The organism is Streptomyces sp. STAM6, assembly GCF_054963715.1.
In genome coordinates, this window is the sequence record NZ_JBUEFZ010000002.1 from 303,832 (window position 1) to 318,277 (window position 14,446).

Consider the following 14,446-nt stretch of genomic DNA (forward strand, 5'->3'; position numbering starts at 1 on the left):
GGGCCCGCCCGCGCCCGCTCGGGCCGGTCCCGGCCCACTCGGGCCCGGACGAGCCGTCCGGGCCCCGGAGGAAAGCAGAAGGGCGCCCCCCCGGACGGGGGCGCCCTTCGCCGCGTACGGGCGTCAGCCGAGGGCCGACTTCACCACGTCGGCGAGACGGCCGGCGACCGCCCGGGCCTGCTCGATGTCGGCGGCCTCGACCATGACGCGCACCAGGGGCTCGGTGCCCGACGGGCGCAGCAGGACGCGTCCGGTGCTGCCCAGCTCTCGCTCGGCCTGGGCGACGGCGTTGCCCAGCTCGGCGGAGGTCTTCACGCGCGACTTGTCCACGTCCGGCACGTTGATGAGGACCTGCGGCAGCCGCTCCATGACGCCGGCCAGGTCGGCCAGCGAGCGGCCGGTGGCCGCGACCCGCGCGGCCAGCATCAGGCCGGTCAGGGTGCCGTCACCGGTGGTGGCGTGGTCCAGCACGATCACGTGCCCGGACTGCTCACCGCCCAGCGCGTAGCCGTGCTCCTTCATGGACTCCAGCACATAGCGGTCACCGACGGCCGTCTGCACCAGCCGCAGGCCCTCGCGCTCCATGGCGAGCTTGAAGCCCAGGTTGGACATCACGGTGGCGACGACGGTGTCGCCGCGCAGGGTGCCGGCCTCGCGCATGGCGAGCGCCAGAACGGCGAGGATCTGGTCCCCGTCGACCTCGGCGCCGGTGTGGTCCACGGCCAGGCAGCGGTCGGCGTCACCGTCGTGGGCGATGCCGAGGTCCGCGCCGTGCTCGACGACGGCCGCCTTCAGCATGTCCAGGTGCGTGGAGCCGCACCCGTCGTTGATGTTGAGCCCGTCCGGGGCGGCACCGATGGTGATCACCTCGGCGCCGGCCTGCTGGAACGCGGCCGGGGACACGCCGGACGCGGCGCCGTGCGCCTCGTCCAGGACGATCTTCAGCCCGTCGATCCGGTTCGGCAGGACGCTCAGCAGGTGGGCGACGTACTGGTCGAAGCCCTCCTTGTAGTCGGCGACGCGACCGACGCCGGCGCCGGTGGGCCGGTCCCAGGGCTCACCGGTGCGGTGCTGCTCGTAGACGGTCTCGATCTTGTCCTCCAGCTCGTCGGCCAGCTTGTGGCCGCCGCGCGCGAAGAACTTGATGCCGTTGTCCGGCATGGCGTTGTGGCTGGCGGAGAGCATCACGCCGAGGTCGGCCCCGAGGGCCCCGGTGAGGTACGCGACCGCGGGGGTCGGCAGCACGCCGACGCGCATGACGTCGACGCCCGCGCTGGCGAGCCCCGCCACGACTGCCGCCTCCAGGAACTCTCCCGACGCGCGCGGGTCACGCCCGACCACGGCGGTCGGCCGATGTCCTTCAAAGGTGCCCGCTTCGGCGAGCACGTGCGCCGCAGCGACCGACAGGCCGAGCGCGAGCTCCGCCGTCAGATCCGCGTTTGCGACACCGCGCACACCGTCCGTGCCGAAGAGTCGTCCCACAGCTGTCCTCCGAGTTACTCCGAAAATGCAAGCCTGCGAGCGCCTGTTGCCCATATGCGCCCGAGGTCGAGGAAAAACGTACGCCCCGGCAGCACGGAGGTGCCGCCGGGGCGTACGTACGAAGCAGACCGAGCAGGCGATTAGCGCTTGCTGTACTGCGGGGCCTTGCGGGCCTTCTTCAGACCGGCCTTCTTGCGCTCGACGGCACGGTCGTCGCGGCTCAGGAAGCCGGCCTTCTTCAGCGGGCCGCGGTTGTTGTCCACGTCCGCCTCGTTCAGCGCGCGGGCCACGCCGAGGCGCAGGGCGCCGGCCTGGCCGGAGACGCCGCCACCCGAGATGCGGGCGATGACGTCGTAGCGGTTGTCGAGCTCGAGCACCTTGAAGGGCTCGTTGACTTCCTGCTGGTGCACCTTGTTCGGGAAGTAGTCCTCGAGGGTGCGACCGTTGATCTTCCACTTGCCGGTGCCCGGGACGATCCGGACGCGGGCGATGGCGTTCTTGCGGCGGCCCAGGCCGGCGGCCGGCTGCGGGTCGCCGAAGCGCGACGCCAGGGACTCCGAGGTGTACTCGCCCTCAACGGGGACCTCGGACTCGAAGGTGGTGACCTCGGCGTAGGTCTCCTCGCCCTCGATGGGGTTCTCAACAGTGGTCTCGGCCACGATGCTCCTCAGATTCTTTTCGTCTTAGGGGGTGGCCGGACTTACTGCGCGACCTGGGTGATCTCGAACGGGACCGGCTGCTGAGCAGCGTGCGGGTGGTTCTCGCCCGCGTAGACCTTCAGCTTCGAGAGCATCTGACGGCCCAGGCTGTTCTTGGGGAGCATGCCCTTGACGGCCTTCTCGATGGCCTTCTCGGGGCTCTTCTCGAGCAGCTCGTCGTAACGGACGGAGCGCAGACCACCCGGGTAGCCGGAGTGGCGGTACGCCATCTTCTGGGTCCGCTTGTTGCCGGACAGGTGCACCTTCTCCGCGTTGATGATGATGACGAAGTCACCAGCGTCAACGTGCGGCGCGTAGATCGGCTTGTGCTTGCCCCGGAGAAGGGTAGCGGCGGTGGTCGCCAGACGGCCCAGGACGATGTCCTGCGCGTCGATGATGTGCCACTGGCGCGTCACATCGCCGGGCTTGGGGCTGTACGTACGCACGGTCGTAGCCTTCGCTTCTTCAGTGATGGGGTTCCCCGGACCCCGAGGGTCCAGAGAAAGGTCCTGACAAGGCCACCCGGACGATCACGACAGCCTTGACCGCACGTCGGGGACGCAACCCGAGTGCCAGTCGCTGGTCATCGGCCCGGTGGACCGGCGTAAGGGCCCCTCACGTGAGAACGAGCAAGCCAATACGCATAACGAACCAGAAGAATACCCGTGCGGCCCCGGCCGGGTCAAAACCGCCCGCCCGGCCCGGGTCGTGCCTGCTCGCGCCGGTCCGCTACCGCACCCGGTCCACCCGGCGCTCGTCCCACACCGGGCCGGGCGTTTCCCGGACCACGCCGTCCGCGCCGAAGACCAGGTACCGGTCGAACGAGCGAGCGAACCAGCGGTCGTGGGTGACGGCCAGTACCGTCCCCTCGTACCCCTCCAGGCCGTCCTGGAGGGCCTCGGCCGACTCCAGGTCCAGGTTGTCGGTCGGCTCGTCCAGCAGGAGCGCGGTCGTCCCCGCGAGTTCCAGGAGCAGGATCTGGAACCTGGCCTGCTGACCGCCCGAGAGCCGCTCGAAGGCCTGGTCGCCCTGGCGCTCCAGCTCGTACCGCCGCAGGGCCGACATGGCCCCGCCCCGGTCCTTCGCGTGCTCGGTCCACAGGATGTCGACCAGCGTGCGGCCCTCCAGCCCGGGATGGGCGTGCGTCTGCGCGAAGTGCCCCGGCACGACCCGCGCACCCAGCTTCCACTCGCCCGTGTGCGCCACCGAGGGATCACCCGCCAGCAGTCGCAGGAAGTGCGACTTGCCGGAGCCGTTCGAGCCCAGGACGGCGACCCGCTCCCCGTAGAAGACCTCCAGCGAGAACGGCTTCATCAGGCCCGTCAGCTCCAGACCGGAGCAGGTCAGCGCGCGCACCCCGGTGCGGCCGCCGCGCAGCCGCATGCGGATGTCCTGCTCGCGCGGCGGCTCCGGCGGCGGTCCGGCCTCCTCGAACTTCCGCAGCCGGGTCTGCGCCGCGGCGTACCGGGACGCCATCTCATGGCTGACCGACGCCGCCTGCCGCAGGTTGATCACCAGCCGCTTCAGCTGCGCGTGCTTCTCCTCCCAGCGGCGCTTCAGCTCCTCGAAGCGGGCGAACCGCTCCCTGCGCGCCTCGTGGAACGTGCCGAAGCCGCCGCCGTGCACCCAGACGTCCGACCCCGCCGGGCCGGGCTCCACGGCCACGATCCGCCCGGCGGCCCGCGCCAGCAGCTCCCGGTCGTGGGAGACGAACAGCACGGTCTTGCGGGTCTCGGCCAGCCGCTCCTCCAGCCAGCGCTTGCCCGGGACGTCCAGGTAGTTGTCCGGCTCGTCCAGCAGCAGGACCTCTTCGGGGCCGCGCAGCAGCGCCTCCAGCACCAGCCGCTTCTGCTCACCGCCGCTGAGCGTGCGCACCGCGCGGAACTGTGCCTTCTCGTACGGCACCCCCAGCGCCGCCGTGGTGCACATGTCCCACAGGGTCTCGGCCTCGTACCCGCGGGCCTCCGCCCAGTCGCTGAGCGCCTGCGCGTACCGCATCTGCGCGGCCTCGTCGTCGACCGTCATGATCAGGTGCTCGGCCTCGTCCACCGCGGCCGCCGCCTCCCTGATCCGCGCGGGCGCGACCGAGACCAGCAGGTCCCGCACGGTCCGCTCGTCCCGCACCGACCCCACGAACTGCGGCATCACGCCCAGTCCGCCCGAGACGGTCACCGCCCCGCCGTGCGGCTGGAGCTCGCCCGAGATCAGCCGGAGCAGCGTCGTCTTGCCTGCGCCGTTGGCGCCGACGAGGGCCGCGACCGCGCCTTCCCCCACCCTGAACGACACGTCCCCGAGGAGCACCCGCCCGTCCGGCAGGCAGTACTCCAGATGCGCGACCTCCACATGTCCCATGGGCCGCATTGTCGCCGGGGATCAGCCCCCATCCCAACCGGTCTAGGATGCGCGGCATGAGCTTTGGGGGACCCCAGTGGGGGCAGCAGCCGCCGCACGGCAGTGATCCGTACGGCCGGGATCCGTACGAGCAGCGGCAGAACGCGTTCGGTGGCTCCGACACGCCGGACTGGGGCGCCCTGGCCGACGCGTCGGCCGCCCGGGCCCGCCGCAGGCGCTGGATGATCGTCGGAGGTGCCGCCCTGGGCACTGTCGCGGTCGGCACGATCATCGCCGTCGCGATCGTCTCCACCAACGGCGACAGCGACGCCAAGGCGTCCGACAACCTCAACAGCACCGCCCCCGTGCTGCCGGACGACACCAGCAAGCCGCAGCCGTCGTTCTCCTCGGTCGCTCCCCCGCCCCCGCCGAACCCCAAGGAGTTCATCTCCGACAAGAAGAAGGACAAGGCGCCGCTCAGCGCCGAGTCCCTCTTCCCCGGCAAGCGGCTCACGATGGGCGAGCGGGTCTACCAGAAGGGCTCCACGGCCTCCACCACCAACTGCGCGGCGGTCACGCAGGGCGGTCTGGGCACGGTCCTGGAGAAGAACGGCTGCACGCGCGTCATCCGCGCCACCTACGAGAAGGACGGCGTCGCCATCACCGTCGGCGTCGCGGTCTTCGACACCGAGGCGGCGGCGGTCAAGGCCAAGGAGCAGGCGCAGGGCGGTATCGCCCCGCTGGCCGGCTCCGGGATCAAGGACTTCTGCCGCGCCACCGTCTGCCTGCGCCGCGCCAACTCGCTCGGCCGGTACGCCTACTTCACCCAGGCAGGCTGGAGCAGCGGCAAGAAGGTGACCAAGGCCGACGAGCTCGTCTTCAAGGCCAGCGACGACCTCGGCACCTTCGCGTTCAACCAGATCTACGCCCGCGGCCGCACCCAGGCGTCAGCAGCAGCCACCGCTCCCGCGACCGGGCAGTGACCGCTTGTTGCGGGCCTCCAGGTTGCGGGCGGCCAGCAACGCGTCGTCCGGGTAGCCGACTTCCTCGAGGGTGAGGCCGTGCGGCCGGACGACGTGCACGGCCGAGTCCCGCACACCGGCGGCCAGCACCTTGCCCGGCCAGTCGGCCGGCCGGTGGCCGTCGCCGACGAAGAGCAGGGCGCCCACCAGCGAGCGCACCATGTTGTGGCAGAAGGCGTCGGCCCGCACGGTCGCCTCCAGCACCCCCGACGGAAGCCGCTCCCAGCGCAGCTCCTGCAGGGTGCGGATGGTCGTGGCCCCGTCGCGCCGCTTGCAGTACGCGGCGAAGTCGTGCTCGCCGACCAGCCGCTCGGCGGCCTCGTTCATCGCGTCCACGTCCAGCGGCCAGTCGTGCCACAGCACATGGCCGCGCAGCAGCGGGTCGACGCCGCCGGGGTTGTCGGTGACGCGGTAGGCGTACCGGCGCCAGATCGCCGAGAACCGGGCGTTGAAGCCGCTCGGTGCCTCCTCGACCTTCCAGATCCGCACGTCGTGCGCGAGGCGACCGGCCAGCCGCCGCAGCAGCTTGTCGCGGTGCTCGGCCCAGACGGCCTCGGGCAGGTCGACATGGGCCACCTGGCCGCGCGCGTGCACCCCCGCGTCCGTGCGGCCCGCGACGGTCAGCTCGTAGGTCTCGGCCGACCGCGTCACCGTGCGCAGGGCGTCCTCGATCTCGCCCTGCACGGTCCGCTGCCCGCCGGCCTGCTTGGCCCAGCCGTGGAAGTCCTTGCCGTCGTACGACAGGTCCAGCCGTACCCGTACGAAGCCGGGCTCCACCTCATCGCTCACGCGACAGATCCTCTCAAAGCAGTGCAATGCGGAACGGGCCCGCCCCCGTGAGGGAGCGGACCCGTCCGTCAGCCTTGTCGGCAGACGCGTCAGGCGTCCTTCGACTCCTCGGCCGGAGCCTCGGCGGCGTCCTCGGCCTTGGTGTCCTCGGCGGCCTTGGCCTCCTCGGACTCCTTCACCGCGCGCTTGGTCGCGGCCTCGGCCTCGGCGACGGTCGCCTTCTTCGCGATCTCACCCTCGACCAGCTCGATGACCGCCATCGGGGCGTTGTCGCCACGACGGTTACCGATCTTGGTGATGCGGGTGTAGCCACCCGGGCGCTCGGCGTAGCGCGGAGCGATCTCGGTGAAGAGCGTGTGGACGACGCCCTTGTCCGTGATCGTCTGCAGCACGAGGCGACGGTTGTGGATGTCGCCCTTCTTCGCCTTGGTGATCAGACGCTCGGCGACCGGACGCAGGCGACGGGCCTTGGCCTCGGTCGTGGTGATGCGGCCGTGCTCGAACAGCGACTTCGCGAGGTTCGCGAGAAGCAGCTTCTCGTGCGCGGCGCTGCCGCCCAGACGGGCACCCTTGGCGGGCTTCGGCATGGTGTTTCTCCTTGTGATCTGCACCGGCCGTATCAGGTACCGGTGTCAGGGCCCCGCAGGCGGACGCCTGCGGGCAGCAATCAGTACTGCTCGGTCTCGACGAAGCCGGCGTCGGCGTCGTCGTCCGCGCCGAAGGCGTCGGCGGCGGCGGTCGGGTCGAACCCGGGCGGGCTGTCCTTGAGGGCCAGGCCCATGCCGGCCAGCTTCGCCTTGACCTCGTCGATCGACTTCGCGCCGAAGTTGCGGATGTCGAGCAGGTCGGCCTCGGAGCGGGCGACGAGCTCACCCACGGAGTGGATGCCCTCACGCTTGAGGCAGTTGTACGAGCGGACGGTGAGCTCGAGCTCCTCGATCGGCAGCGCGAGGTCGGCGGCCAGGGCGGCGTCCGTCGGGGACGGGCCCATGTCGATGCCCTCGGCGTCGATGTTGAGCTCACGCGCCAGACCGAACAGCTCGACCAGGGTCTTGCCGGCGGACGCCATGGCGTCGCGCGGGCGCATGGCCTGCTTGGTCTCGACGTCGACGATCAGCTTGTCGAAGTCGGTGCGCTGCTCGACTCGGGTCGCCTCGACCTTGTAGGTGACCTTGAGGACCGGCGAGTAGATGGAGTCGACCGGGATGCGGCCGATCTCCTGGCCGACCTGCTTGTTCTGCACGGCGGAGACGTAGCCGCGGCCGCGCTCGACGGTCAGCTCCATCTCCAGCTTGCCCTTGCCGTTGAGCGTGGCGAGGACCAGGTCGGGGTTGTGCACCTCGACACCGGCCGGCGGGGCGATGTCCGCGGCGGTGACCAGGCCGGGGCCCTGCTTGCGCAGGTACATCACGACCGGCTCGTCGTGCTCCGAGGAGACGACCAGCTGCTTGATGTTGAGGATGAGGTCGGTGACGTCCTCCTTGACGCCCGGCACGGTGGTGAACTCGTGCAGGACACCGTCGATGCGGATGGACGTGACAGCCGCACCCGGGATCGAGGAGAGGAGCGTACGGCGGAGGCTGTTACCGAGCGTGTAGCCGAAGCCCGGCTCCAGCGGCTCGATGACGAACCGCGAGCGGTACTCGTCGACAACCTCTTCGGTCAGCGAAGGACGCTGAGCGATCAGCATGGTGTGTTTCCTTCAGTCGTGGACGCCCGCTATTTGACGTCCTCGGATAGTGCAAGGGTACGGGCGGCACGCCCCAGAAGAGCCGTACCGCCCGAGAATCCCTGCGAAAGCAGCCGTGCGTCAGACGCGGCGGCGCTTGGGGGGACGGCAGCCGTTGTGCGGCGTGGGGGTGACGTCCTGGATCGAGCCGACCTCGAGGCCGGTGGCCTGGAGGGAGCGGATCGCGGTCTCACGGCCGGAGCCGGGACCCTTGACGAAGACGTCGACCTTGCGCATGCCGTGCTCCTGCGCGCGGCGGGCGGCCGACTCGGCGGCCATCTGCGCGGCGAAGGGGGTGGACTTGCGCGAGCCCTTGAAGCCGACGTGGCCGGCGGAGGCCCAGGAGATCACGTTGCCGGTCGGGTCCGTGATGGACACGATCGTGTTGTTGAACGTGCTCTTGATGTGCGCGTGGCCGTGAGCGACGTTCTTCTTTTCCTTGCGGCGCACCTTCTTGGCAGCGCCCTGACGTCCCTTGGGGGGCATGTCTTAACTCCTACGGGAGGTGGTCGGTCCTACAGCGAAGACCGCTGATGAGCGTCCGCTGTGGACTACTTCTTGCCCGGCTTCTTCTTACCGGCGATGGCGCGACGCGGGCCCTTGCGGGTACGGGCGTTCGTGCTGGTGCGCTGGCCGTGGACCGGCAGACCGCGGCGGTGACGCAGACCCTGGTAGCAGCCGATCTCGACCTTGCGGCGGATGTCGGCCTGGATCTCACGACGGAGGTCACCCTCGGTCTTGATGTTGTTGTCCACGTACTCGCGGATCTTGACCAGGTCCTCTTCGGCCAGGTCACGAACGCGGGTGTTCGGGTTCACACCGGTGGAGGCGAGGGTCTCCTTCGCCAGGGTGCGGCCGATACCGAAGACGTAGGTGAGTGCGACCTCCACGCGCTTGTCGCGCGGGATGTCAACACCGGAAACGCGTGCCATTCAATGGCTCCTGTGTTTTTCGGGGGTCTTCCGCAGTACCGGTCCGTGATCGCCGACCCTTCCCTTCCGGGCGAGTGGTACGACCAGGTCCCCGGCCCCCGCCGGAGGTACCGCCGACCCTGTCAGGGCTTGGCGGGTACTGCGTATGTACGAATTACTTGCGTCGCGCGAAGAACTGCGAGGTGCAGGTCGGCGTGCGTCAGCCCTGGCGCTGCTTGTGGCGCAGGTTGTCGCAGATGACCATGACCCGGCCGTGACGGCGGATCACCTTGCACTTGTCGCAGATCTTCTTGACGCTCGGCTTGACCTTCATGGGATGTGAGGTTCTCCGGGTCAGTGCCACCACCCGCGCGGAAGCGGGGTGCGGGCAAGATCTACTTGTACCGGTAGACGATCCGGCCACGCGTCAGGTCGTACGGAGACAGCTCCACGACGACCCGGTCATCCGGGAGGATGCGGATGTAGTGCATGCGCATCTTGCCGCTGATGTGCGCGAGGACCTTGTGACCGTTCTGGAGCTCCACCTTGAACATGGCGTTCGGCAGGGACTCGATCACGGTGCCCTCGATTTCGATGGCACCTTGCTTCTTGGCCACGCTTCGCCCTTCGAATCGGCTACCTTGATCGACTCTCGCCTCCGAGTGCGGACACACGGGTACACGAGAGCCGACGCATCAGTCTACGCCAGGCCATTCGAAAAGACGAATTGAGTAGTGTGCCCGCCGCGGGTGATCGTTACTCGGCGGCTCATGCCAGCGGGTCGGGAGCCGCCGTCACACCCAGCTCGGCCAGCTTCGCCCTGCCGCCGTCGGGGGCGGTCAGTACCAGGGGGCCCTGCTCCGTCAGGGCGACCGAGTGCTCCCAGTGGGAGGACCAGGTGCCGTCCGTCGTGATGACGGTCCAGTCGTCCTCCAGGACCTCCGTGCGCGGCGTGCCGAGCGACACCATCGGCTCGATCGCCAGGCAGAAGCCGGGCACCAGCTTCGGGCCCTTGCCGCGCTTGCGGGAGACGTAGTTCAGCAGGTGCGGGTCCATGTGCATCTCGGTGCCGATGCCGTGGCCGCCGTACTCCTCGATGATCCCGTACTTGCCCAGGCTGTGGTCGCCCACGGCGGGCCGCGGCTGGCGCTTGATGTACGACTCGATGGCCTTGGAGATGTCCACGAGGCGGTTGCCGAGCTTCATGGCGGCGATACCGGCCCACATGGACTCCTCGGTCACCCGGGAGAGCTCCAGGAGCTCCGGCGCGTGACCGGACCCCACGAACGCCGTGTAGGCGGCGTCACCGTGCCAGCCGTCGACGATCGCGCCGCAGTCGATCGAGATGATGTCGCCGTCCTTGAGGACGACGTCCTCGCTCGGGATGCCGTGGACGACGACCTCGTTCACCGAGGTGCAGATCGTCGCGGGGAACCCGCCGTACCCGAGGAAGTTCGACTTGGCGCCGTGGTCGGCGATCACCTTGCGGGCGACCTCGTCCAGGTCCTTCGTCGTGGCACCGGGGACGGCCGCCTCGCGCGTCGCCGCGTGGATGGCGGCGACGACCAGCCCCGCCTCGCGCATCTTCGCGATCTGCTCGGGAGTCTTGATCTGCACCATGACGGCTGACGCCTTTCGGAGGGACGGAACCGATGTTCCGGGAGTACGGCTGACCCCCACCACGATACGGCCGTCGTGGACCCGTCACGTCCCGTACAAGACTCCGGCCGCGGTGCCCACCAGGGGGCACCGCGGCCGGAGCACGAGCAGCAGGGGTACTACGCGGCCTTCTCGCCCCGCAGCGCCTCCATGGCCCGCTCGGTCACGTCGTGGACCTTTCCGAGCGCGGAGATGGTCACCACGAGGCCCTGGGCCTTGTAGTAGTCGATGATCGGCTCGGTCTGCGTGTGGTAGACCTCGAGCCGCTTGCGCACGGTCTCCTCGGAGTCGTCGTCGCGCTGGTACAGCTCGCCGCCGCAGACGTCGCAGACACCTTCCGTCTTGGGCTGCGAGTACGTCACGTGGAAGACGTGCGCGCTGTCGTTGCGGCAGATGCGACGGCCGGCGATCCGCTTGACCACCTCGTCCTCGGGGACCTCCAGGTCCAGGACGGCGTCCAGCTTCATGCCCTCGGTCTCGAGCATCCGGTCGAGCGCCTCGGCCTGGGCGACGTTCCGCGGGAAGCCGTCCAGCAGGAAGCCGTTCTCGGCGTCCGGCTGCTCCATGCGGTCCTTGGCCATGCCGATGGTGACCTCGTCGGGTACGAGGTTGCCGGCGTCCATGTACGACTTGGCCTGCTTGCCCAGCTCCGTGCCCTGACTGATGTTGGCGCGGAACAGGTCGCCCGTGGAGATGTGCGGAATCGACAGGTTCTTGGCAAGGAACGCAGCCTGCGTTCCCTTGCCGGCACCGGGCGGCCCGACGAGGACGATTCGCATCAGCGGAGGAACCCTTCGTAATTGCGCTGCTGGAGCTGGCTCTCGATCTGCTTCACGGTCTCCAGCCCCACACCCACGATGATGAGGATGCTCGTCCCGCCGAACGGGAAGTTGGCATTGGCGCCACCGAAGCCTGCCAACGCCATCGTCGGCACAAGAGCGATCAGACCCAGATACAGCGAGCCCGGCCAAGTGATCCGGTTGAGCACGTAGCTCAGATACTCGGCAGTAGGTCGACCAGCCCGGATACCCGGGATGAAGCCACCATACTTCTTCATGTTGTCCGCGACTTCCTCGGGGTTGAACGAAATCGCCACGTAGAAGAAGGCGAAGAAGACGATCAGGAGGAAGTAGACGGTGATGTAGTAGGGGTGGTCACCCTTCACGAAGTGGGCTTCGATCCAGGTCTTCCAGCCCGAGGTGGAGCTCGAGAACTGGGCGATCAAGGCCGGGATGTAGAGCAGCGACGAGGCGAAGATGACAGGAATCACACCTGCCTGGTTCACCTTGAGCGGGATGTAAGTGGACGTACCGCCGTAGGACCTGCGGCCGATCATGCGCTTCGCGTACTGGACCGGGATGCGGCGCTGGGCCTGCTCGACGAAGACGACGAGGGCCACCATCACGAAGCCGATCAGGATGACGGTGCCGAACTCGATCCAGCCCTGGGCGAGCTTGCCGCTCTCCTTGATGGCCCAGAGGGCGCCCGGGAAGCCGGCGGCGATCGAGATGAACATCAGGATCGACATGCCGTTGCCGATGCCGCGGTCGGTGACGAGCTCACCGAGCCACATGACGACGGCGGTACCCGCGGTCATCGTGATGACCATGACGCTGGTGACGAAGATCGACTGGTCCGGGACGACCTGGTCGGCCACCGTGCAGCCGCTGAAGATGGCGCCGGTACGGGCCGTCGCCACCAGACCGGTGCCCTGCAGGATCGCGAGCGCGATCGTCAGGTAGCGCGTGTACTGCGTGATCTTGGCGGTGCCGGCCTGCCCCTCCTTCTTGAGGGCCTCGAGGCGCGGGATGACCACGGTCAGCAGCTGCAGGATGATGCTCGCCGTGATGTACGGCATGATGCCGAGCGCGAAGATGGTGATCTGCAGAAGCGCCCCGCCGCTGAACAAGTTCACCAGGCCGAGCAGGCTGTTGCCGCCCTTACTCGCCTCGTCCACACACTGCTGGACGGACTGGTAGTCGACTCCGGGGACCGGAATGTGGGCCCCGAGCCGGTAGATCACGATGATGCCCAGCGTGAAGAGCAGCTTCTTGCGCAGGTCGGGCGTCTTGAACGCCCGGGCGAACGCGGTGAGCACGGTGCCTCCTGCGACCCCCGCGTTGCGCGCGTGAGGGTGACGGTTTGGTATGTGAGTAGATACAAACCCGGCAGTCTCACGCCACGAGAGCAGACTGCCGGGGACACTAACAGCGGCTACCATACCCGGCCGCCACGCCCGCGTGAAACGTCGCTGAGGCACGTCAACCGCCGGTCCGGAGATTCCTCCGAACGCGATCGCCTCACCCCGCGTCCCCGGCCGCTGACCGGAAGTCACCGGAGTCGCCGCGTCCGTGGGGACGACTCCCCGTTCCCGCGCCGCACTTCCGACGCCGCTCAGAGGGCCCTGGAGCGTCACCGGTCCCCGCGGCGCGCGTGCGGGTCCTCCCGGGCCCACGAGGCCGCTCAAGGGCGGCCGGGAGCGCCATGCCCACCGAAAGGCCCCTGGGAGCACGAAAAAAGCCCGGCCGACGCCCACGAGGGGCGCCGACCGGGCCTCTGTCTGTCAGACCGGGACTCAGACGAGCTCGGTGACGGTGCCGCCGGCGGCGGCAATCTTCTCCTTGGCGGAGCCGGAGACGGCGTCAACCGAAACCTGCAGCGCCACGGAGATCTCGCCCTGGCCCAGGACCTTGACGAGCTGGTTCTTGCGCACCGCGCCCTTGGCGACCAGGTCGGCCACCGTGACCTCGCCACCCTGCGGGTAGAGCGCGGCCAGCTTGTCCAGGTTCACGACCTGGTACTCGGTGCGGAACGGGTTCTTGAAGCCCTTGAGCTTCGGGAGACGCATGTGGAGGGGCATCTGCCCACCCTCGAAGCGCTCCGGAACCTGGTAGCGGGCCTTGGTGCCCTTGGTACCACGACCGGCCGTCTTACCCTTCGACGCCTCACCACGACCGACACGGGTCTTGGCGGTCTTGGCGCCGGGGGCGGGACGGAGGTTGTGGACCTTCAGCGGGTTCTGCTCCGCCATGTCAGTCGACCTCCTCGACCGTCACGAGGTGGCGGACGGTGTGCACCATGCCGCGGAACTCGGGGCGGTCCTCCTTGACGACCTGCGTGTTGATTCCCTTGAGACCGAGGGAACGCAGGGTGTCGCGGTGGTTCTGCTTGCTGCCGATGTACGACTTCGTCTGCGTGATCTTGAGGCGAGCCATTACGCACCCGCCCCGGCACGCGCACGGAGGAGAGCCGCGGGGGCGACGTCCTCGAGGGGCAGACCACGGCGAGCCGCGATCTCCTCGGGACGCTGCAGGCCCTTGAGGGCCGCCACGGTCGCGTGCACGATGTTGATCGCGTTGTCGGAGCCCAGGGACTTCGACAGGATGTCGTGAACGCCGGCGCACTCGAGCACGGCACGCACCGGGCCACCGGCGATAACACCGGTACCGGGGGAAGCCGGCTTGAGCAGGACGACGCCCGCGGCCTTCTCACCCTGGATCGGGTGCGGGATGGTGCCCTGGATACGGGGGACCTTGAAGAAGTGCTTCTTGGCCTCCTCCACACCCTTGGCGATGGCGGCCGGCACCTCCTTGGCCTTGCCGTAACCGACACCCACGGTGCCGTCACCGTCGCCCACCACGACCAGCGCGGTGAAGCTGAAGCGACGACCACCCTTCACAACCTTGGCGACACGGTTGATCGCGACAACGCGCTCAACGTAAGCGGTCTTCTCGGCGGCAGCTGCGCCGCCGTCACGGCCCTTCCGGTCCCGCCGCTCGCCGCCACCGGCACCGCTTCCGCGGCGCTGGGGTCCAGCCATTGGAA

General features: G+C 68.9%; 18 protein-coding genes. 1 reads left to right on the top strand and 17 read right to left on the bottom strand.

Annotated features, from left to right (window positions below; all coding sequences use genetic code 11):
• Positions 1 to 123: 123 nt before the first annotated feature.
• The 4 genes from glmM to ACY34K_RS03835 form a co-directional block, all read right to left on the bottom strand.
• Entirely contained in the window at positions 124 to 1,482 is a 1,359-nt protein-coding gene (glmM, locus tag ACY34K_RS03820; protein ID WP_462743560.1) for a phosphoglucosamine mutase, read from the bottom strand.
• 140 nt (positions 1,483 to 1,622) lie between these two features.
• A complete protein-coding gene (gene rpsI / locus ACY34K_RS03825) occupies positions 1,623 to 2,141 on the bottom strand; it encodes a 30S ribosomal protein S9 (protein WP_462743562.1) in 519 nt (172 codons plus the stop codon).
• A 41-nt stretch (positions 2,142 to 2,182) separates the two neighbouring features.
• On the bottom strand, positions 2,183 to 2,626 hold the full coding sequence (gene rplM / locus ACY34K_RS03830) for a 50S ribosomal protein L13 (protein ID WP_365991337.1): 444 nt from the start codon (positions 2,624 to 2,626) through the stop codon (positions 2,183 to 2,185).
• Positions 2,627 to 2,909: 283 nt separating this feature from the next.
• Positions 2,910 to 4,532 carry an ABC-F family ATP-binding cassette domain-containing protein gene (locus tag ACY34K_RS03835; RefSeq protein ID WP_462743566.1) on the bottom strand — a complete coding sequence of 541 codons (1,623 nt, stop codon included), beginning with the start codon at positions 4,530 to 4,532 and terminating at the stop codon, positions 2,910 to 2,912.
• Between the two features lie 56 nt (positions 4,533 to 4,588).
• Between ACY34K_RS03835 and ACY34K_RS03840 the strand changes: the two genes are divergently transcribed.
• Positions 4,589 to 5,494, top strand: coding sequence for a hypothetical protein (locus tag ACY34K_RS03840; protein ID WP_462743569.1), 906 nt, complete (start codon positions 4,589 to 4,591; stop codon positions 5,492 to 5,494).
• Here the strand turns inward: ACY34K_RS03840 and truA are convergent.
• The 13 genes from truA to rpsE form a co-directional block, all read right to left on the bottom strand.
• Positions 5,459 to 6,322 carry a tRNA pseudouridine(38-40) synthase TruA gene (truA, locus tag ACY34K_RS03845; protein ID WP_462743571.1) on the bottom strand — a complete coding sequence of 288 codons (864 nt, stop codon included), beginning with the start codon at positions 6,320 to 6,322 and terminating at the stop codon, positions 5,459 to 5,461. The genes ACY34K_RS03840 and truA overlap by 36 nt on opposite strands.
• An 89-nt stretch (positions 6,323 to 6,411) precedes the next feature.
• Positions 6,412 to 6,909 (bottom strand): 50S ribosomal protein L17, encoded by a 498-nt coding sequence (rplQ, locus tag ACY34K_RS03850; RefSeq protein ID WP_462743574.1) that lies wholly within the window; start codon positions 6,907 to 6,909, stop codon positions 6,412 to 6,414.
• An 80-nt stretch (positions 6,910 to 6,989) separates the two neighbouring features.
• A complete protein-coding gene (locus ACY34K_RS03855) occupies positions 6,990 to 8,012 on the bottom strand; it encodes a DNA-directed RNA polymerase subunit alpha (protein WP_003956430.1) in 1,023 nt (340 codons plus the stop codon).
• 120 nt (positions 8,013 to 8,132) lie between these two features.
• On the bottom strand, positions 8,133 to 8,537 hold the full coding sequence (gene rpsK / locus ACY34K_RS03860) for a 30S ribosomal protein S11 (protein ID WP_003948617.1): 405 nt from the start codon (positions 8,535 to 8,537) through the stop codon (positions 8,133 to 8,135).
• Between the two features lie 65 nt (positions 8,538 to 8,602).
• Positions 8,603 to 8,983 (bottom strand): 30S ribosomal protein S13, encoded by a 381-nt coding sequence (rpsM, locus tag ACY34K_RS03865; protein WP_462743578.1) that lies wholly within the window; start codon positions 8,981 to 8,983, stop codon positions 8,603 to 8,605.
• A 199-nt stretch (positions 8,984 to 9,182) separates the two neighbouring features.
• Positions 9,183 to 9,296, bottom strand: a complete 114-nt coding sequence (rpmJ, locus tag ACY34K_RS03870) for a 50S ribosomal protein L36 (protein ID WP_003956441.1) — start codon at positions 9,294 to 9,296, stop codon at positions 9,183 to 9,185.
• Positions 9,297 to 9,357: 61 nt separating this feature from the next.
• Positions 9,358 to 9,579: a translation initiation factor IF-1 gene (infA, locus tag ACY34K_RS03875; protein WP_003956442.1), complete on the bottom strand. Its 222-nt coding sequence runs from the start codon at positions 9,577 to 9,579 to the stop codon at positions 9,358 to 9,360.
• 151 nt (positions 9,580 to 9,730) lie between these two features.
• Entirely contained in the window at positions 9,731 to 10,582 is an 852-nt protein-coding gene (map, locus tag ACY34K_RS03880; protein ID WP_462743581.1) for a type I methionyl aminopeptidase, read from the bottom strand.
• Between the two features lie 158 nt (positions 10,583 to 10,740).
• Entirely contained in the window at positions 10,741 to 11,400 is a 660-nt protein-coding gene (locus ACY34K_RS03885) for an adenylate kinase (protein ID WP_462743584.1), read from the bottom strand.
• Complete coding sequence (gene secY / locus ACY34K_RS03890) at positions 11,400 to 12,719, bottom strand: preprotein translocase subunit SecY (protein WP_462743587.1); 1,320 nt, start codon at positions 12,717 to 12,719, stop codon at positions 11,400 to 11,402. Before secY ends, ACY34K_RS03885 begins: the two co-directional genes overlap by 1 nt.
• Before the next feature lie 477 nt (positions 12,720 to 13,196).
• Positions 13,197 to 13,652, bottom strand: coding sequence for a 50S ribosomal protein L15 (rplO, locus tag ACY34K_RS03895; protein WP_462743590.1), 456 nt, complete (start codon positions 13,650 to 13,652; stop codon positions 13,197 to 13,199).
• A 1-nt stretch (position 13,653) separates the two neighbouring features.
• Positions 13,654 to 13,836: a 50S ribosomal protein L30 gene (gene rpmD / locus ACY34K_RS03900; protein WP_010473936.1), complete on the bottom strand. Its 183-nt coding sequence runs from the start codon at positions 13,834 to 13,836 to the stop codon at positions 13,654 to 13,656.
• The gene (gene rpsE / locus ACY34K_RS03905) at positions 13,836 to 14,441 is read right to left on the bottom strand and encodes a 30S ribosomal protein S5 (RefSeq protein WP_005313527.1); all 606 of its coding nucleotides are present in this window, start codon (positions 14,439 to 14,441) and stop codon (positions 13,836 to 13,838) included. The genes rpmD and rpsE overlap by 1 nt, the downstream gene beginning before the upstream one ends.
• Positions 14,442 to 14,446 lie beyond the last annotated feature (5 nt).